The sequence below is a fragment of the Microvirga mediterraneensis genome (assembly GCF_013520865.1).
In the GTDB taxonomy this organism is placed as follows: domain Bacteria; phylum Pseudomonadota; class Alphaproteobacteria; order Rhizobiales; family Beijerinckiaceae; genus Microvirga; species Microvirga mediterraneensis.
In genome coordinates this window covers 49,775-71,504 of the sequence record NZ_JACDXJ010000001.1, presented here as the reverse complement: position 1 = coordinate 71,504, position 21,730 = coordinate 49,775, and the positions used below count along the sequence as shown (strand labels likewise).

General features: G+C 62.8%; 21 protein-coding genes. 15 read left to right on the top strand and 6 right to left on the bottom strand.

Annotated elements, in window-relative coordinates:
• Positions 1–193: 193 nt before the first annotated feature.
• The 4 genes from H0S73_RS00280 to H0S73_RS00265 all read right to left on the bottom strand — a co-directional run bounded on the left by H0S73_RS00280 (position 194) and on the right by H0S73_RS00265 (position 4,940).
• Positions 194–1,711, bottom strand: coding sequence for a UxaA family hydrolase (locus H0S73_RS00280; RefSeq protein WP_181050261.1), 1,518 nt, complete (start codon positions 1,709–1,711; stop codon positions 194–196).
• A gap of 127 nt (positions 1,712–1,838) precedes the next feature.
• Complete coding sequence (locus tag H0S73_RS00275; RefSeq protein WP_181050260.1) at positions 1,839–3,245, bottom strand: TRAP transporter large permease; 1,407 nt, start codon at positions 3,243–3,245, stop codon at positions 1,839–1,841.
• Positions 3,245–3,829 (bottom strand): TRAP transporter small permease, encoded by a 585-nt coding sequence (locus H0S73_RS00270; RefSeq protein ID WP_181050259.1) that lies wholly within the window; start codon positions 3,827–3,829, stop codon positions 3,245–3,247. Before H0S73_RS00270 ends, H0S73_RS00275 begins: the two co-directional genes overlap by 1 nt.
• 115 nt (positions 3,830–3,944) lie before the next feature.
• The gene (locus tag H0S73_RS00265; protein ID WP_181050258.1) at positions 3,945–4,940 is read right to left on the bottom strand and encodes a sialic acid TRAP transporter substrate-binding protein SiaP; all 996 of its coding nucleotides are present in this window, start codon (positions 4,938–4,940) and stop codon (positions 3,945–3,947) included.
• A gap of 124 nt (positions 4,941–5,064) precedes the next feature.
• Here H0S73_RS00265 and H0S73_RS00260 point away from each other — a divergent pair, with 124 nt between their 5' ends.
• The 9 genes from H0S73_RS00260 (at position 5,065) to lpdA (ending at position 14,419) form a co-directional block, all read left to right on the top strand.
• Complete coding sequence (locus H0S73_RS00260; protein WP_181050257.1) at positions 5,065–5,781, top strand: GntR family transcriptional regulator; 717 nt, start codon at positions 5,065–5,067, stop codon at positions 5,779–5,781.
• A gap of 268 nt (positions 5,782–6,049) precedes the next feature.
• Positions 6,050–6,970: an MBL fold metallo-hydrolase gene (locus H0S73_RS00255; protein WP_181050256.1), complete on the top strand. Its 921-nt coding sequence runs from the start codon at positions 6,050–6,052 to the stop codon at positions 6,968–6,970.
• Positions 6,971–7,277: 307 nt separating this feature from the next.
• On the top strand, positions 7,278–8,003 hold the full coding sequence (locus tag H0S73_RS00250) for a DUF2270 domain-containing protein (protein ID WP_181050255.1): 726 nt from the start codon (positions 7,278–7,280) through the stop codon (positions 8,001–8,003).
• Between the two features lie 92 nt (positions 8,004–8,095).
• Positions 8,096–8,929 (top strand): universal stress protein, encoded by an 834-nt coding sequence (locus H0S73_RS00245; protein WP_181050254.1) that lies wholly within the window; start codon positions 8,096–8,098, stop codon positions 8,927–8,929.
• A gap of 90 nt (positions 8,930–9,019) precedes the next feature.
• Entirely contained in the window at positions 9,020–9,310 is a 291-nt protein-coding gene (locus tag H0S73_RS00240) for a hypothetical protein (protein ID WP_181050253.1), read from the top strand.
• 128 nt (positions 9,311–9,438) lie between these two features.
• Positions 9,439–10,671, top strand: coding sequence for a 3-methyl-2-oxobutanoate dehydrogenase (2-methylpropanoyl-transferring) subunit alpha (locus H0S73_RS00235; RefSeq protein WP_181050252.1), 1,233 nt, complete (start codon positions 9,439–9,441; stop codon positions 10,669–10,671).
• A 4-nt stretch (positions 10,672–10,675) separates the two neighbouring features.
• Positions 10,676–11,689: an alpha-ketoacid dehydrogenase subunit beta gene (locus H0S73_RS00230; protein WP_181050251.1), complete on the top strand. Its 1,014-nt coding sequence runs from the start codon at positions 10,676–10,678 to the stop codon at positions 11,687–11,689.
• Between the two features lies 1 nt (position 11,690).
• The gene (locus H0S73_RS00225) at positions 11,691–13,016 is read left to right on the top strand and encodes a dihydrolipoamide acetyltransferase family protein (protein ID WP_181050250.1); all 1,326 of its coding nucleotides are present in this window, start codon (positions 11,691–11,693) and stop codon (positions 13,014–13,016) included.
• Between the two features lie 5 nt (positions 13,017–13,021).
• Positions 13,022–14,419: a dihydrolipoyl dehydrogenase gene (gene lpdA / locus H0S73_RS00220; RefSeq protein WP_181050249.1), complete on the top strand. Its 1,398-nt coding sequence runs from the start codon at positions 13,022–13,024 to the stop codon at positions 14,417–14,419.
• 185 nt (positions 14,420–14,604) lie between these two features.
• On the opposite strand, the gene H0S73_RS00215 is transcribed toward lpdA, so the two are convergent.
• The gene (locus H0S73_RS00215; protein WP_181050248.1) at positions 14,605–15,561 is read right to left on the bottom strand and encodes a S8 family serine peptidase; all 957 of its coding nucleotides are present in this window, start codon (positions 15,559–15,561) and stop codon (positions 14,605–14,607) included.
• 1,355 nt (positions 15,562–16,916) lie between these two features.
• Here H0S73_RS00215 and H0S73_RS00210 point away from each other — a divergent pair.
• From H0S73_RS00210 to H0S73_RS00185, 6 genes are all read left to right on the top strand, one after another.
• Positions 16,917–17,321: a DUF1236 domain-containing protein gene (locus H0S73_RS00210; RefSeq protein WP_181050247.1), complete on the top strand. Its 405-nt coding sequence runs from the start codon at positions 16,917–16,919 to the stop codon at positions 17,319–17,321.
• Positions 17,322–17,467: 146 nt separating this feature from the next.
• Positions 17,468–17,959: an RNA polymerase sigma factor gene (locus H0S73_RS00205; protein WP_181050246.1), complete on the top strand. Its 492-nt coding sequence runs from the start codon at positions 17,468–17,470 to the stop codon at positions 17,957–17,959.
• A 33-nt stretch (positions 17,960–17,992) separates the two neighbouring features.
• Positions 17,993–18,748 (top strand): anti-sigma factor family protein, encoded by a 756-nt coding sequence (locus H0S73_RS00200; RefSeq protein ID WP_181050245.1) that lies wholly within the window; start codon positions 17,993–17,995, stop codon positions 18,746–18,748.
• A gap of 128 nt (positions 18,749–18,876) precedes the next feature.
• Positions 18,877–19,227 (top strand): DUF1236 domain-containing protein, encoded by a 351-nt coding sequence (locus H0S73_RS00195; protein ID WP_181050244.1) that lies wholly within the window; start codon positions 18,877–18,879, stop codon positions 19,225–19,227.
• 58 nt (positions 19,228–19,285) lie between these two features.
• Complete coding sequence (locus H0S73_RS00190; protein ID WP_181050243.1) at positions 19,286–20,020, top strand: LuxR C-terminal-related transcriptional regulator; 735 nt, start codon at positions 19,286–19,288, stop codon at positions 20,018–20,020.
• 253 nt (positions 20,021–20,273) lie between these two features.
• The gene (locus H0S73_RS00185; RefSeq protein WP_181050242.1) at positions 20,274–20,993 is read left to right on the top strand and encodes a ribonuclease activity regulator RraA; all 720 of its coding nucleotides are present in this window, start codon (positions 20,274–20,276) and stop codon (positions 20,991–20,993) included.
• 66 nt (positions 20,994–21,059) lie between these two features.
• Here the strand turns inward: H0S73_RS00185 and H0S73_RS00180 are convergent, their stop codons facing one another.
• A complete protein-coding gene (locus H0S73_RS00180; RefSeq protein ID WP_181050241.1) occupies positions 21,060–21,725 on the bottom strand; it encodes a LuxR C-terminal-related transcriptional regulator in 666 nt (221 codons plus the stop codon).
• Positions 21,726–21,730 lie beyond the last annotated feature (5 nt).

Here is a 21,730-nt window from a genome sequence, read left to right as displayed (position 1 = left end):
CGGACCCAAAAGTGGACTTGCACTTTTGGGATCCATCCGATGCTCCAACTCTTGGCTGGCGCATCGTTGAGTACGGAAAACCGGATCCACTTTTCGCTGACGCGGCCCTCTGGGTCCGCACGATGCGCCAAGCGGATCGGCACGAAGACTATGACGACAACATGGTTAACAAGTCGTTAACGCGTCGGCGCGATCACATGGTCGCGCCGACCTGCCAAGGGACGAATTCGAGATCGCCGTAGCCGAGCTCCTCCGATTTCGTGTGCTCGCCGGACGCGACGCGCAGGAGGATGTCGAAGATCTCCCGGCCTTTCTCTTCGAGAGAGACGCCGTCGAGGATGTCGCCGCAATTGATGTCCATGTCGTCGAGCATGCGGCGGTAGATGTCGGAATTCGTCGCGAGCTTGAGGGACGGCACGGGCTTGCAGCCGAAGGCCGAGCCGCGTCCCGTGGTGAAGGCGATCAGGTTGGCGCCGCCCGCCACCTGGCCGGTTGCCGCGACGGGATCGTAGCCGGGCGTATCCATGTAGACGAAGCCGCGGTCCTTCACCGGCTCGGCATATTCGTAGACGGCGCGCAGCGTGGAGCGCCCGCCCTTCGCGGCCGCGCCCAGCGACTTCTCGAGGATCGTCGTCAATCCGCCCGCCTTGTTGCCCGGCGAGGGGTTGTTGTTCATCTCTCCGCCGTTGCGGGCCGTGTAATCCTCCCACCACTTGATCCGCGCGATGAGTTTCTCGCCGATTTCCCGCGTGGCGGCGCGCCGGGTGAGCAGATGCTCCGCACCGTAGATTTCGGGCGTCTCGGACAGGATCGAGGTTCCGCCGTGGCGCACCAGCAGGTCGGACGCGACGCCGAGCGCCGGATTGGCCGTCAAGGCGGAATAACCGTCGGAGCCGCCGCACTGGAGCGCGAGCACCAGTTCCGATGCGGGGCGCGTCTCCCGCTGGGCCCTGGCGGCGATGGGCAGCATGTCCTTCACCGCATCGACGATGGCCTGCACGGTCCGCCGCGTGCCGCCCGTCTCCTGAATGGTGAGAGTGCGGAAGGTCTCGCTTTCGGTCAGGCCGTATTCCTGCTTCATGCGGCCGATCTGGAATACCTCGCAGCCGAGCCCGACCATGATCACGCCGGCGAAATTCGGGTGGCTGGCATAGCCCCATTGCGTGCGGCGCAGGATGTCGAAGCCCTCGCCATAGGCCGCGTGCCCGCAGCCGGTCCCATGCACGATGGCCACGACGCCGTCGATCCCGGGATAGCCGCTTAAGATGCCGGAACGCTCCACCTCGCCGGCCGCGAAGCGCGCCACGGAAGCCGAGCAGTTCACCGAGGTGAGGATCCCGATATAGTTGCGGGTGCCCGTCTTGCCCGAGGCGCGGCGATAGCCCTGGAACGTGGCGCGCAGGTCGGGCGCGAGAAGATCGTCCTCTCTGGCCTCGACGCCGAACGCATAATCGCGCTCGAAATCGTGCAGGCCGACATTGTGCTCGTGCACCCACTCGCCCGGCACGATGTGGGTCTTGGCGAAACCGATGATCTGGCCGAATTTTCGGATCGGCTCGCCCTCGCGGATCGGCTCCGCGGCCATCTTGTGGCCCCGCAGGATGCGCTCGCGGGCCGTGAGGCCCGCCGCGTCTGTGCCTTGGTTCACGAGGTCGATGGCGATGACCACATTGTCATCGGGAGAGAGGCGGATGGTGCGGGGCGTGCTCATAGGTGTCTCATCGATAGGCTTTTGAAGCATCGGACGTGAATGCGAATGCACGTCCGATGCCGGTTTCTCGCATCTCTTCACGCAAAGCCGGTTGCCGGTTCTGCGTTCGATGCTCCGGGACGATCCGTCACCGCCCCAATCCCATCTTCTGCGGAAGCCAAAGGGTCAGCTCCGGAATATAGGTGATCGCGATCAGCGCCAGCATCAAGGGGACGAGCCAGGGCAGGATCGCCACAGTGGTGCGTTCGACGGACAGTTTGGACACCCTCGCCAGGACGAAGAGCACCATGCCGAGCGGCGGGGGAAGCAGGCCGATCATCAGGGTGAGCGTCATGATCAGCCCGAAATGGGTCGGGGCGATGCCGAGCTTGAGCACGATGGGCAAAAGGATCGGCACCAGGATGGTGATGGCCGCGATGGTGTCGATGAAGCAGCCGACGAACAGGATCAGGATGTTGGCGAGAAGCAGGAACACCCACTTGTTCTGCGTGAATCCGAGGATCGCGTCCGAAAGGATCTGCGCCGCCTGGCTGACCGTCAGGAGCCAGGCGAAGATCGACGCCGCCGTGACGATGAAGAGGACCGACGCGGTCGTCTCGATGGTGTCGAAGGTCGCCTTGGCGAGGCTTCTGAACGTCATGGAGCGGTAACGGACGAGGCCGAGGAACAGCGACCAGATGACCGCCGCGACCGCCGCCTCGGTCGGCGTGAAGAGGCCGAGCGTCATGCCGCCGATCAGGATGACCGGGGCCATGAGGGCCATCACGGCCGAGAAGTCGAAATACCAGTCGAGGGCGAGGAGCACGGCCAGCGCGATGCCGATGGAGACGTTCGACGACAGCCCCGCCTGGATCATCAGCCACACGGCCACGGGAAACATCAGGACGATTACGACCTCGATGCTGGCATTGCCGAGCTGGCGCCATGAGAAGGGCGTATCCGAGCCCCAGCCGTTCTTGTAGGCGAAATAGGCCACCGTCGCCATCATCAGCAGCGTCATGACGATGCCGGGGATCAGGCCGCCCAGGAACAGCGCCCCAATGGAGACATTCGCCATCATGCCGTAGATCACGAAGGGCAGGGAGGGCGGGATGATCGGCCCGAGGGTCGCGGACGCGGCCGTGACGCCCACCGCGAACTCGGTCGAGTAGCCATGGTCCTTCATGGCCTTGATCTCAATGGTCCCGAGGCCGGCGGCATCGGCGATGGCCGTGCCGGACATGCCCGAGAACACCACTGAGCCGACGATGTTCACCTGGCCGAGGCCGCCTTTCATCCAGCCCACGAGGGCGACGGCGAAGGAGTAGATGCGGCCGGTGACGCCGGCGATGTTCATGAGGTTGCCGGCGAGGATGAAGAACGGGACGGCGAGGAGCGGGAAGCTCTCGACGCCGGCGATCATCCGCTGCGCCACGATGACGTCCGGAACCGTCCCGGTGGCGAGGATGTAGAGCAGGGACGCGGCGGCCATCGAGATGGCGACCGGCAGTCCGAGGATCATCAGAATGAGGAAGGAGCCGATCAGGATGAGCATCAGGTTTCCGCCACTAGAGGTGCGTCGAAGGCTTCGGGGCGCTCGAGAACGGAATAGCCGCGGCGCCAGTTGGCGACGGCAACCTGGATCGAGCGGAAGCTCATGAGGACAAAGCCGATGAAGGCGAAGGCATAAGCCAGGTTCTTCGGCAGGGCGATGGTCGTCATCTGCTCGTCGCCGACGATGCTCATAAAGCGCCAGATGAGGATCGCGCCATAGACGAAGAAAGAGACCCGGACGATGTCGATCAATGTCGCCAGCACCCGGGCCAGGCCGGGAGAAAGATAGCGATACAGGAAGTCGACCTGTATGTGACGGTTCATGCGCACGCACATGGCCGATCCGACGAAGACCAGGGCCACGTTGAGATTGGTGGCGATCTCCTCCGTCCAGGCAAAGGAATCGTTGAGCACGTAGCGCGTGAAGAATTGAACGAAGACGGCGAGCGCCATGGCCCAGAACAGGGCCAGGGCCAGCCAATCCTCGAAGGCATAGCCCGAGAGATCGACCGGGGCGTGCTCGCTTTCGTCGAAGGTCTGCGCCAGTTCCTCGGCGCTGACCTGGGTGTGGACTTCAGTCGTCATCTATTGCTGCGCCTTGTCCTTGCAGGTCTTGAGGATTCCCGCTGCCGGAAAAGGAGCGGCAGCGGGATCGACGGTGGGGAAAGGGAGCCGCCCGGAGGCGGCTCTCGCCGATGGATCAGAGGCCTTCCGACTTCAGGGCCTGGATCTTGTCGTAATCCGCCTTGCGGTAGCCGAGCGATTCCAGGGTGACGTTCTTCATCACCGCGTCCTTGAACTCGTCCTTGTTGACCTCCGTGATCGTCAGGCCCTTCTGCTTGAAGGTTTCGATCAGCTCCTTCTCCTTCGCCTGGATCTCTCCCGAGGCGCGGACGGCCGCTTCCTGGGCGACCTGGGCGAAGATCTTCTTGTCCTCGTCCGAGAGCTTGGCCCAGAGCTGCTTGGAGATGATCGTCGCCAGGTGATCGACGATGTGGCCGGTGAGCACGATGTGCTTCTGGACCTCGTAGAACTTCTTGGCCTCGATGGTCGTCAGCGGGTTCTCCTGCGCGTCGACGGTGCCGTTCTGGAGCGCCAGGTAGACTTCCGCGAAGGCGATCGGCGAGGTGTTCGCGCCGCAGGAGCGCGGCATGGCCAGATAGGCCGGAGCGTCGGGCACGCGGATCTTGAGGCCCTTCATCTCGGCGCAGGTCTTGAAGGGCTTGTTCGATGAGCTGTGGCGCACCCCGTAATAGGTGAGGGCGACCATCTGGTGGCCCGTCTTGTCGGCGTAGCCGGCGCTGAGCTCCTTGAACACGTCGCTCTTGGCGAAGGCGAGCAGATGGCCGGAATCGCGGAAGACGTAAGGATAATAGCCGATGCCGATGGGCGGATAGCTGCGTGCGGCAAAGCTCGGGCCGGAGATGATCATGTCGACCGTGCCGAGCGACAGGCCCTGGTTGATGTCGCTTTCCTTGCCGAGCTGCGACGCCGGGTAGACGTCGATCTGGTAGCGGTTGTTGGTGCGCTTGGCGATTTCCTGGGCGGCCCAGACGGACTGCGTATGGAAGGGCTCTGAGGTCTCGTAGACATGGGCCCATTTCAGCTTGGTCTGGGCACTGGCCGGAAGGGCGGGCAGGATGGCGGTTGCGGCCGCGATGAGTCCGAAAGCTAGGCGGCGGGTCGGAAATGGCATAGGCGTTCCTCCGGGAGACCGGCTCTGCGGCCGGTTGAACGATGATCACGAGCGGCTTTGCTCGTGGATGGGATCCGACAAGCTGATGGCGTGCGCCCATCGGTTCGGCTAACATGTTAGGCAAATGGACGCGCTCGACAAGAGAAAAAGATACGATTTCCTCGTTCCCCTGGAGCGGGGCACGCGGGGGCATACGACCGAGAAGGTGGAAGCGTCGCTGCGGGCCGCCATCGTGGCTCTCGATTTCGCCCCTGGGGAATTCATCGACAAGGGGGCCGTCTGCGCGGTCCTCGGGGTCTCCCGTTTCCCGGTTTCCGAGGCGTTGACGCGCCTGGCCGCCGAGGGGCTGGTCGAGATCCTGCCTCAGCGCGGATCCCGGGCGGCCCGTATCCGCCTGCCGGAGATCCGGGAATCGATGCTGATTCGGCGGGCCCTGGAGGGCATGGTGGCGGAGGCGGCCGCCCAGCACCTGCCCCCCGAGGCCATTGAGGCGCTTCGCGGCAACCTGGAGGCGCAGGAAGAGGCCGTCTCGCGCGGGGACCGTCCCGGCTTCCACGCCCTGGACCTGGAATTCCACACGATCCTGGTCGAGGGGCTGGGGATGCCCCGGGTCGCGGCCGTGATCGACGCCTCGCGGGCCAATATCGACCGGGTGCGCCGTCTCCTGTCCTCGCCCCGGCGCCATGCCGTGACCCTCGCCGAGCATCGGGAACTCTTCCGCGCCCTCGAGACGCACGACGCCGCCGCGGCCCGCCAGGCCATGGAGGCTCACCTGGAGGCGGTCGTCGAGGAGCTGGAACGCTTCTCCGTCGAGCATGCCGAGGTTTTCGTGCAGGCCTGAGCGGGCGAGGACGGCCCAGGACATCCGGGCGCCCCTTCACCGGTGCCGTCGCGCGGTCTATACATGGCGGCAGGCCAAGAGGCGTATTCGCGCATCTGCCCTGAGAGGGATGTGTCCTTCTCGGGACCGTTTCCGATGCTTCACGTTTTGAAGAGCCCATCGTGCGGAAGGCGGTTTCGATGACGCTCCCGATCGGCGCGTCGGGTCGAGACGCATGAACGGTTTCGCGCATCCGCGTGTGAAGGACGCGTGTGAAGGAGGAGAAGCCATGAGCACTGAAGCGATCCCTCGAAAGGCACCGGGCCGTTCTCCCGCAAAGCCGCACGTCGACGCGTTCTTCGACAAACGCACCTGCAGCGTCCAGTATGTGGTGTCCGATCCCGCGACGCGGCGCTGCGCTCTCGTCGATCCGGTTCTCGATTACGACGAGAAGTCCGGCTCCGTCGCGACCGCATCGGCCGATGCCCTGCTCGCCTGCGTGAAGGACAAAGATCTGACCGTCGAGTGGATCCTCGATACGCATCCGCATGCGGACCATCTGTCGGCGGCCTCATACCTCAAGGATCGCACGGGCGCGAAGACGGCCATCGGCGAGCGCGTCGTCGATGTGCAGCGACTCTGGAAGGACATCTACAACCTCGCGGATTTCAAACCGGACGGCTCGCAATGGGATCGCCTGTTCGCCGATGGGGACGAATTCCGGATCGGCGAGATGGACGCGCGGGTCATCTTCTCGCCGGGCCATACGCTCGCCTCCATTACGTACGTGGTCGGCGATGCCGCCTTCATCCACGACACGCTCTTCATGCCCGATTTCGGCACGGCCCGGTGCGACTTTCCCGGCGGGGACGCCAGGGCCCTGTGGCGGACCATCCAGCGCATCCTCGCCCTGCCCGGGGACACGCGCCTGTTCTCCGGCCACGACTACATGCCCGGCGGGCGGCCTCCGGCCTGGGAGAGCAGCGTCGCCGGGCAGAAGGCCCACAACGTGCATCTCGCCCAGGCGCGCACCGAGGACGAATTCGTCGCCATGCGCCAAGCGCGGGACGCCAAGCTGCCGATGCCGAAGCTGATCCTGCACGCCCTCCAGGTGAACATGGCGGGCGGTCGCCTTCCGGAACCGGAGGGCAACGGAACCCGCTATCTCAAGATCCCGCTCGATGCACTTCCCCACGCGGTCTGGGACTGACGGCGCTCCGCTTCCCCAGGGGCATTCCGGGCGGGGACGCCTTCGCGTCCAATCGGCATCCGCCGATGGCTCCGTCTCTCAGCTCATCTGGTACGCGCTGCCAATCGCCTATCGTCGCGCCGAACCGTTGGCGCTCAAGGATTATCCCGCTCCGGACCGCCAGGGCGGGACGCCGTGCGACGGGCGGCTGTCTGGAATCTCCTTCCACACATCTTCCGTCGTGGGCCGGAACCTCCCTGGCGCTGATGATTTTGTCCCGGTGAAACCCTAAAAACAAAGACGCCGCCGGGGCAGAGGGAGCCGGATCATGCTGCCGAAGAACGAGCCAGGCCTTGTGCAGCCCCTGCGGCCTGCCGTAAAGGCGCCGGTCTTTCCCAGCAATTCCACCGAATTCATCAACCTCATGGCCCATTATTACCGCGCCGAGATCGCCCGGATGGCGGGCTGGCGCGACCGGATCGACCGGACGACCAACTGGGCCATCACGGTGGTGGCCGCCATGCTGTCGGTCTCCCTGTCCACCTCGACCGCCCATCACGGCGTGTTGATCTTCGCCATGGTTCTTGTGCTCCTGCTGCTGGTGATCGAGGCGCGGCGCTACCGCTTCTTCGACGTTTACCGCAACCGGGTTCGCCGGATGGAGCGCAACTACTTCGCCCAGATCTTCGCTCCCGAAGAGGGGACGACGGACGATTGGGTCCAGAAGCTGGGCGAGGACCTCCGGCGCCCCCTGTTCCTGACCAGCACCAGCGAGGCCATCACGCGGCGGCTCAGGCGCAATTATTGCTGGATGTTCCTGATCCTGCTCTTCGCCTGGCTGGTGAAGACCACCTTCATCAGGATGCAGGAGAATGCCGTCGATGCCCACCTCGTCGGCTCGGTCGGGGAATGGGTCCGCAACGTAGCCATCGGGCCGATCCCCGGATGGGCCGTGATCGCCGGGCTGGGCGTCTTCTATGGCTGGATTCTCTACGCCACCCTGCGCAAGCCCAAGGGCGTGGGAGAGCTGGCTTTCGGCAACGTGCATGTCTGACGCGGTCGTGAAGATAAACTGTGCTGGACGCCAACTTTGGGAGTATGATGCTTTTCGAGGCATCGGCCCGCATGCTGGCCGAGGTGGGTGCCATGAAAGCCATTCTGGTTCCGGTTGAGCCCCATAGTTTCATCCGCTCCGTCTTGGACGCCGCCCTGCTGGTCGCGGGGCGGTTCGGGAGCCATGTGGAAGGGCTGGCGCTGGGTCCCGATATCCCGGAGGTCATCGCCTTCGACGTTCCGGTCGGCTGGACCATCCTGAGCGAGAAGGAGCAGCGCGAGCACCTGTCGCGATCGCAGCGCCTCTTCGAGGAGTTCATGCTCTCCTGTGCGGTGCCGCGGAAGACGGAGGCGCCGAATGAGGTCACCTGCGATTTCCTCGGGCAGCAGCTGTTCGCAGACAGCTATATCGGCAGCTTCGGCCGGGTGTTCGACCTGATCGTGCTCGGACGCCCCGGAGCGCAGGATGAGCCGCCGCGGCTGGCCACCCTGGAGGCCGCCCTGTTCGAGGGCGGACGGCCCGTCCTCATGGTTCCGCCCGCGTCTCCGGCGTCGATCGGCGAGACCGTCGTGATCGCCTGGAACGGCAGTACGGAAACGGCCCGGACCGTGGCGCTCGCGATGCCCATCCTGAGGAAGGCCGGCCGGGTCGTCGTCCTGTCGCTGGATGGCTGGGGAGGGGACGGTCCGAGCGGCGTGGATCTGGCTTTTCGCCTCGAGCGAAACGGCGTCAGGGCCGAGACGGCGGTCCGCAGGCTGAACACGCGTTCTCCGGGCGAGGCGATTCTGGAGGATGCCGCCTCGTTCCATGCGGATCTTCTCGTCAAGGGAGCCTATACCCAGAGCCGTCTGAGGCAGATGATCTTCGGCGGCGCCACGAGCCACATCATCGCCCATGCGGGCCTGCCGGTCCTGATGGCTCATTAGCGCGTCGTACGGCAAACGCTGCGCCCGCGAGGTCTTGCGTCAGCCTTTTGAGTATTCGGGTTGCGGCTTCTTCAGCAGGTGGAGGCATCCATGTATGTCGTCATTCGCAAATTCAGCAAGATGCGTTCGGTGCCCGAGGCTGCGCGGCGGGCGGAGAGCGGAATCGGCCAGATCCTGCGGCAATCTCCCGGGTTTCAGGGGTATCATGTCTTCGATTGCGGCAACGGCGCCGGCGGCTCCATCACCCTGTTCGACAGCCGCGAGGCTGCTCTCGCGGCCAACGAGAAGGCCTTGGCCTGGATCCGCGCCAGCCTGGCCGACCTGATTCAGGGAGAGCCGGAAATCACCGCCGGCGAAATTCTGGCGACAGTGAAGCCTTGATGGCGCCCGCAGATTCGTGTGCTCTATCAGAGCCTGTCGATAACCGGCATTTGGCCCTTTAGAAACGGCCCAGCCTATGGCCGAATGGTGTTTCGTTCCTAGTTTCCTCGGGAGGAGAACGAAAGACCATGACAGACTATGGACCGCTGACCCTCCATGTGCCCGAACCCGCCGTTCGACCGGGGGGAACTCCCGACTTCTCGAATGTGAGAATCCCCAAGGCCGGAGCCATCCCGCGTCCGGACGTGGACGTGGAACCGGAAACCATCCGCGACCTCGCCTTCTCCATCATCCGCGTGCTCAACCGTGCCGGGGAGGCGGTGGGTCCCTGGGCCGGGCTTCTGAGCGACGAGGAGCTCATCGAGGGCATGCGCAACATGATGACCCTGCGCACCTTCGATGCGCGCATGCTGATCGCGCAGCGGCAGGGCAAGACCTCCTTCTACATGCAGCATTTGGGCGAGGAGGCGATCAGCTGCGCCTTCCGAAAGGCGCTCTCGCCGGGGGACATGAACTTCCCGACCTACCGGCAGGCGGGCCTCCTGATCGCCGGCGGCTATTCCATGGTCGACATGATGTGCCAGGTCTATTCGAATTCCCGGGATCCCCTGAAGGGGCGGCAATTGCCCGTCATGTACTCCTCCAAGGAGCATGGCTTCTTCACCATCTCGGGCAATCTCGCGACCCAATATGTCCAGGCGGTCGGCTGGGCCATGGCCTCGGCGATCCGCAACGACACCAAGATCGCGGCGGCTTGGATCGGCGACGGATCGACGGCGGAATCGGATTTCCACGCGGCGCTCGTCTTCGCGTCCACCTACAAGGCGCCGGTCATCCTCAACATCGTCAACAACCAATGGGCGATCTCCACGTTCCAGGGCATCGCCCGGGGCGGGGCGGGAACCTTCGCCGCGCGCGGCCTGGGCTTCGGCATTCCCTCGCTGCGGGTCGACGGCAACGATTATCTCGCCGTCCATGCAGTGGCGAAATGGGCGGCCGAGCGGGCCCGGCGCAATCTCGGCCCGACGCTCGTCGAATACGTCACCTACCGGGTCGGCGCGCATTCGACGTCGGATGATCCCTCGGCCTATCGCCCTAAGACCGAATCCGATGCCTGGCCCTTGGGCGATCCCATCATGCGGCTGAAGAACCATCTCATCCTGCGCGGCGCCTGGTCGGAGGAGCGGCACAAGCAGGCGGAGGCGGAGATCCTCGATACGGTCATCGCGGCCCAGAAGGAGGCGGAGAGCTACGGCACGCTCCATGCGGGCGCCAAGCCGTCCGCCCGGGAAATCTTCGATGGCGTCTATGCCGAGATGCCGCCGCATCTGCGCCGTCAGCGCCAGCAGGCAGGAGTGTGAAGCCATGGCGCGCATGACGATGATTGAAGCCATCCGCGACGCCATGGACGTGATGATGGCCCGCGACGAGCGCGTCGTGGTCTTCGGCGAGGACGTGGGCTATTTCGGCGGCGTCTTCCGTTGCACGGCCGGCCTCCAGCAGAAATACGGCAAGACGCGTTGTTTCGATGCGCCGATCAGCGAAGCCGGCATCGTCGGCACGGCTATCGGCATGGCAAGCTATGGCCTGCTGCCCTGCATCGAGATTCAGTTCGCCGATTACATGTACCCGGCCTACGACCAGATCGTGTCCGAGGCGGCCCGGTTGCGCTATCGCTCGAACGGCGAATTCACCTGCCCCATGGTTATTCGAATGCCGACCGGCGGCGGCATCTTCGGCGGGCAGACCCACAGCCAGAGTCCCGAGGCTTTGTTCACGCACGTGTCGGGCCTCAAGACGGTCGTGCCGTCCAATCCCCGCGACGCCAAGGGCCTCCTGATCGCAGCCATCGAGGATCCCGATCCCGTGATCTTCCTGGAGCCGAAGCGCCTCTACAATGGTCCGTTCGACGGGCATCACGACCGCCCGGTGACGCCGTGGTCGAAGCATGACCTGAGCGAAGTGCCGACCGGTCATTTCAACCTGCCGCTCGGTAAGGCGTCCATCGTGCGGGAAGGCGCCGCCGTGACCGTGCTGGCCTATGGCACCATGGTCTACGTGGCGCAGGCGGCTGCGGCTGAGACAGGAGTCGACGCGGAGATCATCGACCTGCGCACCCTGATCCCCCTCGACCTGGAGACCATTGCCGCTTCCGTCAGGAAGACGGGTCGCTGCGTCGTCGTGCACGAAGCCACTCTCACGTCGGGTTTCGGGGCGGAGCTCGCGACCCTCGTCCAGGAAAACTGCTTCTTCCACCTGGAAGCGCCTGTTGCCCGCGTGACGGGCTGGGACACGCCCTATCCGCATGCTCAGGAATGGGACTACTTCCCGGGACCGGCCCGCGTCGGCCGCGCCCTTGTCGAGACGATGGAGGCCTGACATGGGCGAGCACCTGATCAAAATGCCCGATGTCGGGGAAGGCATCGCCGAGGCCGAACTGGTCGAGTGGCATGTGAAGGTCGGCGACCTCGTCCGCGAGGATGCGGTGCTGGCCGCCGTCATGACCGACAAGGCGACCGTGGAAATTCCCTCGCCCGTCGATGGCGAGGTCCTGTGGCTCGGGGCCGATATCGGCGATGTGGTGGCCATCGGCTCGCCTCTGATCCGTTTGAAGGTCGAAGGGGAGGATGGTGCATCTTCCGAGAGCAGTTCAGCCGAGAAGGTGGCCGGGCCCCCCGCCCGCGCCGCAGAGATCGAGGCCCAGGCCGACGGCGCGGTCAAGGTCCCGGACGCCATCGTCGAACGGCAGGCGAGGAGCGCGCCGCCGCAGCCGGTCGAGAAGCCGAAAGCTCCTGCCGCGAGGATGCATCGCGCATCCGTGACGCGGGCCGAGGGCGAGAGGCCCGTTGCCTCCCCGGCCGTTCGGTTGAGGGCGCGGGAAGCCGGGGTCGATCTGCGGCAGGTTCCGGGCTCCGGCCCCGCGGGGCGGATCACCCATGAGGATCTGGATGCCTTCTTCACTCACGGGCGCCAGGTCGCCAAAACGCCAGGACTTGGCCAGAACACGTCCGTCGAGCACATCAAGGTCGTCGGCCTGCGCCGCAAGATCGCGGAGAAGATGGCGATCGCGAAGTCACACATTCCACACATCACCTACGTGGAAGAAGTGGACGTAACGGCACTCGAGGATCTGCGGGCGGCGCTCAATGCGAACAAGCGGGCTGACAAGCCGAAACTGACGCTGCTGCCATTCCTCATGCGCGCCATGGTGAGGGCCATCGCCGAGCAGCCCCACCTCAACTCCATCTACGACGATGACGCAGGTGTGGTGCACCAGCATGGCGGCGTCCATATCGGCATCGCGACGCAGACGGGATCGGGCCTCATGGTGCCGGTGGTAAGGCACACGGAGGCACGTGACTTATGGGAATGCGCAGCCGAGCTGAACCGGCTCGCGGAGGCGGCGAAAGCCGGTCTTGCCACCCGCGATGAGCTGAGCGGTTCGACGATCACCATCACGTCGCTCGGCGCCATGGGCGGCATCGTCACCACGCCTGTGATCAATTATCCGGAGGTCGCCATCGTGGGCGTCAACAAGATGATGGTGCGGCCGGTCTGGGACGGATCGACCTTCATTCCCCGCAAAATGATGAACCTGTCGTCGAGCTTCGATCACCGCATCATCGACGGCTGGGACGCGGCGGTCTTCGTGCAGCGCATCAAGACGCTGCTGGAGACACCCGCCATGATCTTCGTGGAGGCTTGAACCCGATGAAGGATATTTCCTGCAAGCTCCTTGTCATCGGAGCCGGGCCGGGCGGCTATGTCTGCGCCATCCGCGCTGGCCAGCTCGGGCTCGATACGGTGATCGTCGATTCCGGAAAGCCCGGCGGGACCTGCCTCAATGTCGGCTGCATTCCCTCCAAGGCGCTCATTCATGCGGCCGAGGAATACGACCGGATCGCTCATCTGGCGAACGGCCGGAACCCTCTCGGGATTGGCGTGACGAAGCCTGAGATCGATCTCTCCCAGACGGTCGCCTGGAAGGACGGCATCGTCGGGCGCCTCAATAGCGGCGTGTCGGGCCTGCTCAAGAAGGCGAAGGTGAAGACCGTCCAGGGCCATGCGCGCTTCCGTGACGGCAAGACGGTCGAGGTCGAGACGGAAACGGGCCTCCAGATCATTCGGGCCGAGAACGTCGTCATCGCCACGGGATCGACTCCCGTCGAACTGCCGAACCTGCCCTTCGGCGGTCCCGTGATCTCGTCGACCGAGGCGCTTTCATTGACAACCGTGCCGGAGCGGCTCGTCGTGGTCGGCGGCGGCTATATCGGCCTGGAGCTCGGCACGGCTTTCGCGAAGCTGGGCGCGACAGTGACGGTCGTCGAGGCTCAGGGGCGCATTCTTCCGCAATACGATGCGGAACTGACGCGTCCCGTCGCCAAGAGGCTCCAGGCCCTCGGCATCGCGGTGGTGACCGGTGCCAAGGCGAAAGGCCTGGCGAAAGCGGGCGGATCCTTGCTGGTCGAGGCGGAGGACGGCTCGGAGAAGGCACTTGAGACGGACAAGATCCTTGTCACCGTCGGAAGGAGGCCGGTCACGCAAGGGTGGGGGCTCGACGAACTCGTCCTCGACATGGATGGTCCCTTCATCCGTATCGACGAGCGATGCCAGACGTCGATGCGCGGGATCTACGCCATCGGCGACGTGACCGGAGAGCCGATGCTCGCTCATCGTGCCATGGCACAGGGCGAGATGACGGCCGAAATCGTCGCCGGCCACAGGCGCGTCTGGGACAAGCGCAGCATCCCGGCCGTCTGCTTCACCGACCCCGAGATCGTCACCGTGGGCCTGGCGCCGGACGAGGCGCGCCGAACGGGCGTCGACATCGAAATCGGGCAATTTCCCTTCTCGGCCAACGGCCGCGCGATGACCAAGATGGGCGAAGACGGGTTCGTGCGGGTCGTCGCCCGCGCGGACAACCATCTGGTGCTTGGCATCCAGGGCGTCGGACAGGGCATCTCCGAACTGGCGGCGGTCTTCAGCCTGGCAATCGAGATGGGCGCGCGCCTCGAAGACATCGGCGGCACGATCCATGCGCATCCGACGCAAGGAGAAGCCTTCCAGGAAGCTGCCCTCAAGGCATTGGGAATGGAGCTCCATATTTAGACCGAGAGGACGACATGGATTCTTCCAGGGCGCTCCGCCTTGATGGGATTGGTCGTCCCCTTCAGGGCGGTCTCGGCGGTAGAGCGCGCAAGCGGATCTTGTTCTTGCGCCCTAGCGCCAGAGCTTCCGTGACGCATGTATCCCTACGAGGGCATGACTTGAAGAGTGCGAGTGCAAAACGGTAGTCAGGGGAGATATGTGCCCGACCCCATTGTCGAATGCGCGACGGGCGTCTCCTCGCGGCTTGGCGCGCAGAGGTTCGCGGCTTGCAGCAACCCATACCCATAGGTCTTGTCGCGGCCCGGTGCGCCGAGATCGAGAGTTCTGCTCTCGAGGGTCGCTCGAAGATCTGTCGCGCTCAACGGATCACTTGATGCGCTGAGGATCGCTGCTGCGGCGGTTACGAACGGAACGGCATAGGATGTGCCGCTCTTGACGGTGCTGCCGTCCGATGAAGCGACCCATATATCCACTCCGGGAGCGGCGATGTCGATATACTCTCCCTGCGTCGCCCGTGAATAGATGGCGAGTTTCTTGTCGATCGCGGTGACGGCGATCACGCCCGGGTAGGCAGCAGGATAAGATGGCTCTGCTCCTGCACCATTATTGCCCGCCGCCGCAAGAATGATCATGCCTTTGGCCTGAGCGGAAGCAATCGCCCGCTTCAGCACTTCATTGGACGGCCCCGACAGGCTCATATTGACGATGCGCACATTGCGCTTCGCCAAAGCCTCCAATGCCCGGACGAGCGTCACTACGTCGGTTCGATCCGCTGTTCCACCATCTCGATAAAAGGCATCCACGGTCAGAAGATGGGCATCGGGGAGGAGGCCTGGAGTGTTGCTACCATGCTTGCCGACGAGGAGGCCTGCTATCGCCGTGCCATGATCACGCTGAGACGGGCTGCCACGGAGATCGAGATCCGACAGGATCTCGATCGATTGTCCTTTCAGCGCTTCATGGTCGCGATTAATTCCCGTATCGATCATGCCGATGGTCGGGGTCGGGCTGCATTGCTCGGAAGTGGACACGCTCCAGCCGACGAGCGAGATCGCCTCACAGCTTGGTCCTGTACAGTCCGTCGGCCCCTCATCCGTGTAATAGTAATGATCGAGATCAACCGTAGCGCTTTGATCGACCATGTGAATTCTGCGCTGGGCTTGGCCAAGAGACATTCCACGCGGAGGAACGAGCTGAACGACGCTCGTGAGACTTCCGCTCGTCTGCTTCTCAGCTCGGAAACCTTGTGCGATCAATCGCTCCAAGCTGCTTGACGTCAAGCCGCCTGCGACAACGGAATGTTTGGCGCGCAAAGGCTTGGCAAGAGATTGATTGACCGAGGCTAAGGTTATCTTGCGATCAGCGGACGGCGCCCGGCTCGTTGCCCGCGCGCTCACGCTTCCAGCCGTGGCCTGTACCTTATTCTTCGGACCCACATGCGTTGATGATTGTTTCGAGCGAGCACTGGTGGGTGCGGATTTGGCCGTTGTGGCGCTCTTGCGGGTTCTGGCGTTTTGAGCAGGTACGGTCACTGGTGCCGTCAACGGGCGGATGCTATCGGATATTGCTCCGAACAGGGCCGCCAGTCCCCCGGATATGGAAGGCGCCGACTGGTTCCTGACGGGAGAATGGGCTGCGGTGCGACCCAGAGCTTTTCCCCTATCCTCACCCTTCCCATGCCCGACTGAATTGCCTCGGTTGGCGGAGTGTTCCTGGCCTGATGAGTTCGCAGGGCTTGAGGGGGCACCTCGGCTTGAGGAGTCACCTTGACCAGATGCACCGGCACGGGCGCCCGAATTGCTTTGCCCCGCATTTGCATTTCCGCCGCCACTGCTTTTGTTGCTCGCGTTACCTGCGGCCTCGCTCCTTCCTGAAGCGCCGTTGCCGCCCGCATTGCCGTTATTGCCAGGGTTTCCGCTTCTCCCGGCATTGCCTTTGCCGTTCCCATTGTTTCCGCCGTTCCCTCTTCCACCGTCCCTGTCGCTCTCCCTGGCGATTGCAGAGATGCCTCCCAGAGTGAGATTACCGCTCTTGGCCGTTTCGACCTGAATCTCTAACGGGTACACAAAAGTGAGGCACGATACGGCGAACAGAAGATGGCGTTGTCTTGACTTCATCGAAACGCTCACCTTTGCATTAGGATTTCTGGCGAGACCCTCAGGAGCGGATTTGGGATATCCGACCCAACAGGCAATAACGGCCAAGGCACAGGGTTTGTTTCATCCGGCAGGCACAAGGGAAGAAAGGAAGCGTCCAGTCCTGAGGCTGGGCTTATCGAAACTATTCTTGAGATAATGTCTGATTTCAATCTCAGATGAACATAGGATGAATAAGAGTAAGGTGTGATTCTGCGATGTGATGTTCATAGGCCATATTCAGGCCCATCCTGGGTTCGGGAGAGGCATAATAAGCTGAAACTTGCTATGAAACTACTTGATGAATGACGCGTTGTCGGTTGCCGGGTGCGAAACCCGAACATTCATTCAGGAGTAAGATCATGTCGAAGAAGTTCCTTCTCGCCGGTGCCGTTCTTGCATCCCTTGTCCCTGCGGCAGCCTTTGCTCAGGGCGGCGCTGCCGCCGGTGCTGCGACCGGCGCGGTCGGCGGTGCGGTTGTCGGCGGCCCGGTCGGCGCGGCCGTGGGTGGCGTGACGGGCGCCATCGTGGGCGGTATCGCCGACCAGCAGCAGCCGGAGTTCCGCCAGTATGTGACAACCCAGTCCGTTCCGTCCTACACCTACAAGGAAGAGGTGCGTGTGGGCGCGGTTCTGCCTGAATCCGGCGTGACCTATCATGAGGTTCCGGCCCAGTACAAGGTGAAGGGTTACAAGTACACTGTTGTGAACAACACCCCTGTTCTGGTCGAGCCGAGCAGCCGTAAGATCGTTCAGGTCATCCGCTAAAGCTCACGGTTTCTCTTACCCCGACGACGGGCGGCCTCACGGCCGCCCGTTTTCGTATCGCGACCCTGTTAGCTCTTTCCGACTTGAGATCGGAATAAAGCGACTAGGTTCATCGTTATGATGCAAAGAGGCCATGCGGAGCAGCAATGCCGGCAGCCATAGGACAGGAACTGGTGGCGCTTCTGCCACGGCTGAGGCGTTTTGCGCTTGTGCTTTGTCGCTCGCAACCCCTTGCGGATGATCTCGTCCAAGGAGCCTGTGAACGGGCGCTTGCCAATGCGGACAGCTGGTCCCCTGGGACGAAGTTCGACGCATGGATGTTCCGGATTCTCCGCAATTACTGGATCGATCACCTGAGACGGATGAGAACCGAAGGTATGGCGGAAGATCTATCGCAGCAAACGCAACTTGTTGGGGATCCGGGCGAAGGGCCGATCCTGAGCAGGCTGGTCCTGTCCGAAGTCCAGCGTGCCATCGATAACCTGCCTCAAGAGCAACGGGAGGTGCTCCTCCTCGTCTGTGCCGAGGATCTCAGCTACCGGGAGACGGCCGAAGTTCTCGGAGTTCCAATCGGAACAGTCATGAGCCGCTTGGCGCGGGCGCGCAAGCGGTTGATGGAACTGACGACGGCCGCCTAGGCGCTGAAAGCATGCAAGAGGGGAACCGATAGAATGTCCCAGCTACATCTCAGCGATGAGATCCTGATGGCGTTTGCCGATGGGGAGCTCGACAGGCCCACGGCGACAGCCATTGCCAAGGCGATGGCCGAGGATCCCACCGTGGCCAGGAGAGTCATGGACTTCCAGCAAAGCCGCCGCCTGACGCACTCCGCCTTTTCGGCAGCTTCCATGCCCGACGTCCCGCCGCAATTGCGAGCCGCCGTGTCGGCTCAGATCAAGGTCTATGAAGCGAGCCGTGGGGTAGGTGCCGGTTCCGATGTCGAACCGCAGAGTAGCAGGTGGTTCAGGTGGAAGTCGCCCTTCGTGCAACTGGCTCTTGCGGCATCGATTGCGGTCATTGCGGTCGCCTTGGGGTATTTCGCCGGATCCCGCGAGAGGGCAGGGGCAGGTGGGCTCATGGCCCAGCTGGAGAACCCGATGGTCCACGGCATATTAAGCAAGAGCGCCTCGGGGGAGGATGTGGAACTGCCGTTCGGCCGCCTGCGGGTGATTTCGACTTATCGCCTCGCGGATGGAGTTTTATGCCGTGAATTCCGCCTGCGATCCTCCCAGGAGGCGGCGGAGGCCATTGCCTGCCGCAAGAATGAGTGGAATACGACCTTCGCTGTAGCAAGCACCGTGAATGATGACGAGTATACGCCGAGCGGGGGCGACGACCTGATGGCGGCTTATTTGCAGAATATCAATGCGGGTGCAGCCTTGGTCGGGGACGCGGAAGCGCGGGCTCTTGCGGAGGCGAGCCGCTGAGCCTGCGTTTCGGGCGCTTTGGTCCGCATCTCCGAAAATGGTGTAGGCGAGAATGTTGTAGGACAGTGGAATAAACCAGCGCGCCCTTCCGTTCTCTGCTCACGTCCGGCATGTGAGAGAGTGTGAGGATGAAAGCCGCGTATCATCTGGTGTTAGCTGTTTTCTCAGTGGGGACCGTCGCAGGGCCTACAACAGCACCGAACGCGACAGGTCCGGTATCGGCACCGGTGCTTCAAGCCAATCTCATTCCGGATGTAATCCGTAATGTTGCTGCGGAAGTGTCCTCAAGATTGAACGTAAGCCAGCAGGAAGCGGCAGCCCCCCGCGTTGAACAGCCAACCTCCGTCGGCGAAAGCCTCTCCCATTCCGTCGAATTGCATCCGATCCCGAGGCATGAAACCTATCGTTATGCCATGGTTGATGGCCATCGTCTCATTGTCGACGCGGCATCCCGCAAGATTGTCTACGTCATACAATGAAAGCCACCGGCCTTCGGGACGACAATAATGACCTGCCCAAAGAAAGGGTGGCCGGATCATGGCATTGCACAATGTGAGCGGAGATCGTTTCGATCTCGACAACAGAGACCACTTGTCCGCCACCGTCTTCCCTGTCTGTCGAAATCATGTTCTGCGCCTTGGACTGGAGGGGCTCCTTTCCGAGACAGGCTTTACTGTTTGGCATGAGAACATTGACGGCTTCGCGTGCCTGCCTGTCATCCAGGGTGAACTGCCAGCGCTCTTCGTTATCGATGCGGATAGCTTTGCGAGCGGAGCCATTGACCTCGTCAAGAGGTTGAAAGCTCATGCTCCTGCGGCAAGAATCGTCCTAGTGGCAGACGCCTTCGATCCAAACGTCGTGCCTATGGCATGGGATGCAGGGGTTCATGGGTTCTGTCTTTCGACCCATGAACGGGAGGTATTCATCAAATCGCTAGAGCTGGTGATGCTGGGAGAGGCCATTCTCCCGGCAACAATTGTCCTGCCGATTGCCGGAATGACGTCTCACCACAGCCGTCACGGGTTGGTGAACGGCGTTCACGACGGAAAAGGTGCGGTCCCATCACTCTCGAACCGAGAGGTCGAGATCCTGGCCTGCCTGCGGGACGGCTCACCCAATAAGGTTATTGCCCGCAAGCTGAGCCTCTCCGAAGCGACGGTGAAGGTTCACGTCAAAACCATCTTGAAGAAGATTGGCGTCTGCAACCGCACTCAGGCTGCCCTGTGGGCCACAAGACATGCTCCGGCAGATCGGACATCAGCGTGGTCTTGAAGGATCGGACTTTTTGGATTCCGCTCTCCAGTGACGCCGTGACTTGAGAATATCAGAAAAATGAGGGGCCCACCTTTCATACGATGTGCCGACCTCGCGCGCAACAAAGTTGCTTGATCTGATTTCGTCCACATGCGTCAGGGTGCCGGAAAGATGATTTCGCAGATGCTCTTGAGCGTCTTCCGCTTTCCTGGAAACGTGTTTCGGTGCGCCTACCGGCGAACCCGCCATCTACTGACCCATGGAGAGGATGATGAACACGCTGAAACCGGAGACCCGCGAGAAGCTCAAGACCGTCAGTACCGCCACGCTGTGTACGGCGCTTTACAAGCGGGGCCTTCGCAACCAGTTCATCCAGGATGTTCGCCCGCTCAATCCCGGTCTCGGGAACATGGTGGGCGAGGCCTTCACCCTTCGTTATATTCCCGCTCGCGAGGATCTCAACCCGATCAGCGTGTTCCAGGATCGCTCTCACCCCCAGCGCAAAGCCGTGGAGGAGTGCCCGCCGGGCGCCGTCATGGTGATCGACAGCCGCAAGGACGCCCGTGCGGCCTCGGCCGGCGGAATTCTGGTCTCACGCCTGATGAAGAGGGGCGTTGCTGGCGTCGTGACCGATGGCGGCTTCCGGGATTCGCCTGAAATCGCACGGCTCGACATCCCGGCCTACCACAACCGCCCCTCTGCGCCGACCAACCTCACGCACCATCAGGCGCTCGACATCAATGTTCCGATCGGTTGCGGTGACGTGCCCGTATGGCCCGGCGACATCGTCGTCGGCGATGGGGAAGGTGTCGTCGTCATTCCGGCTCATCTGGCGGATGAAATCGCCGGCGAGGCCGTGGAGATGACCGCTTTCGAGGATTTCGTCCAGGATGAGGTCATGAGGGGCCGTTCCATCCTGGGGCTCTATCCGCCGACGGATGAAAGAACCCACGCTGATTTTGCCGCTTGGCGCAGGAGCAAGGGGCGCTGAGGGAAAACGGCCCTCGATGCGAGGCCACTCCTAAAGCCGATACCCTAAAGCATCGGATCCGATACTCTAAGAGGCCAGCATACGTTGCGGAAGATGGTTGGAGGCCAGAAGAGCTGCCTCCACCCGATTCCGAACGCGTAACTTCTGCAGAATGTTGGTCAGGTGGTGCTTGATCGTCTTCTCGCTGAGTTCGAGCTTGTTGCCGATCTCCTTATTGCTGCGTCCCTGAACCAGGATCGACAGGATTTGCTGCTCGCGGGGAGTCAGAGAGGGGAGAGGCCCTGAGTCTTTTGCCTCGGTGGCGGTACTCGGCCCCGATCTCATCAGAAGACTTGCCGCAAGGCTGGGTGAGATGAAACTCTGTCCCTGACGCAGCACCCGTACTGTCTGTATCAGCTCCGTACCACAGGTGCCCTTCAGCAAATAGCCACGTACGCCACGCTTCAAGGCGCCGTAGACATGCTCTTCGTCCGCGTTGTCGGCGAGAATGACGATGCGAATGGCGGGATTGTGCTGGAGGATCGATTCCACAGCTCCCATGCTGTGATCCAAGACGTCGGCGTCCAGGACGATCACGTCAGGAGCGTCTCTCTGGGCGATGTCGATCGCATCCCAGACCGATACCCCTTGGGCTATGACCTTGATGTCAGGTTGAGAGTTGAGGGCAAGGGTGATCCCGTCGCGGAAGAGCGGATGCCGATCAATGACGCCGACACGAACCTGTTCTGTCATTGGAG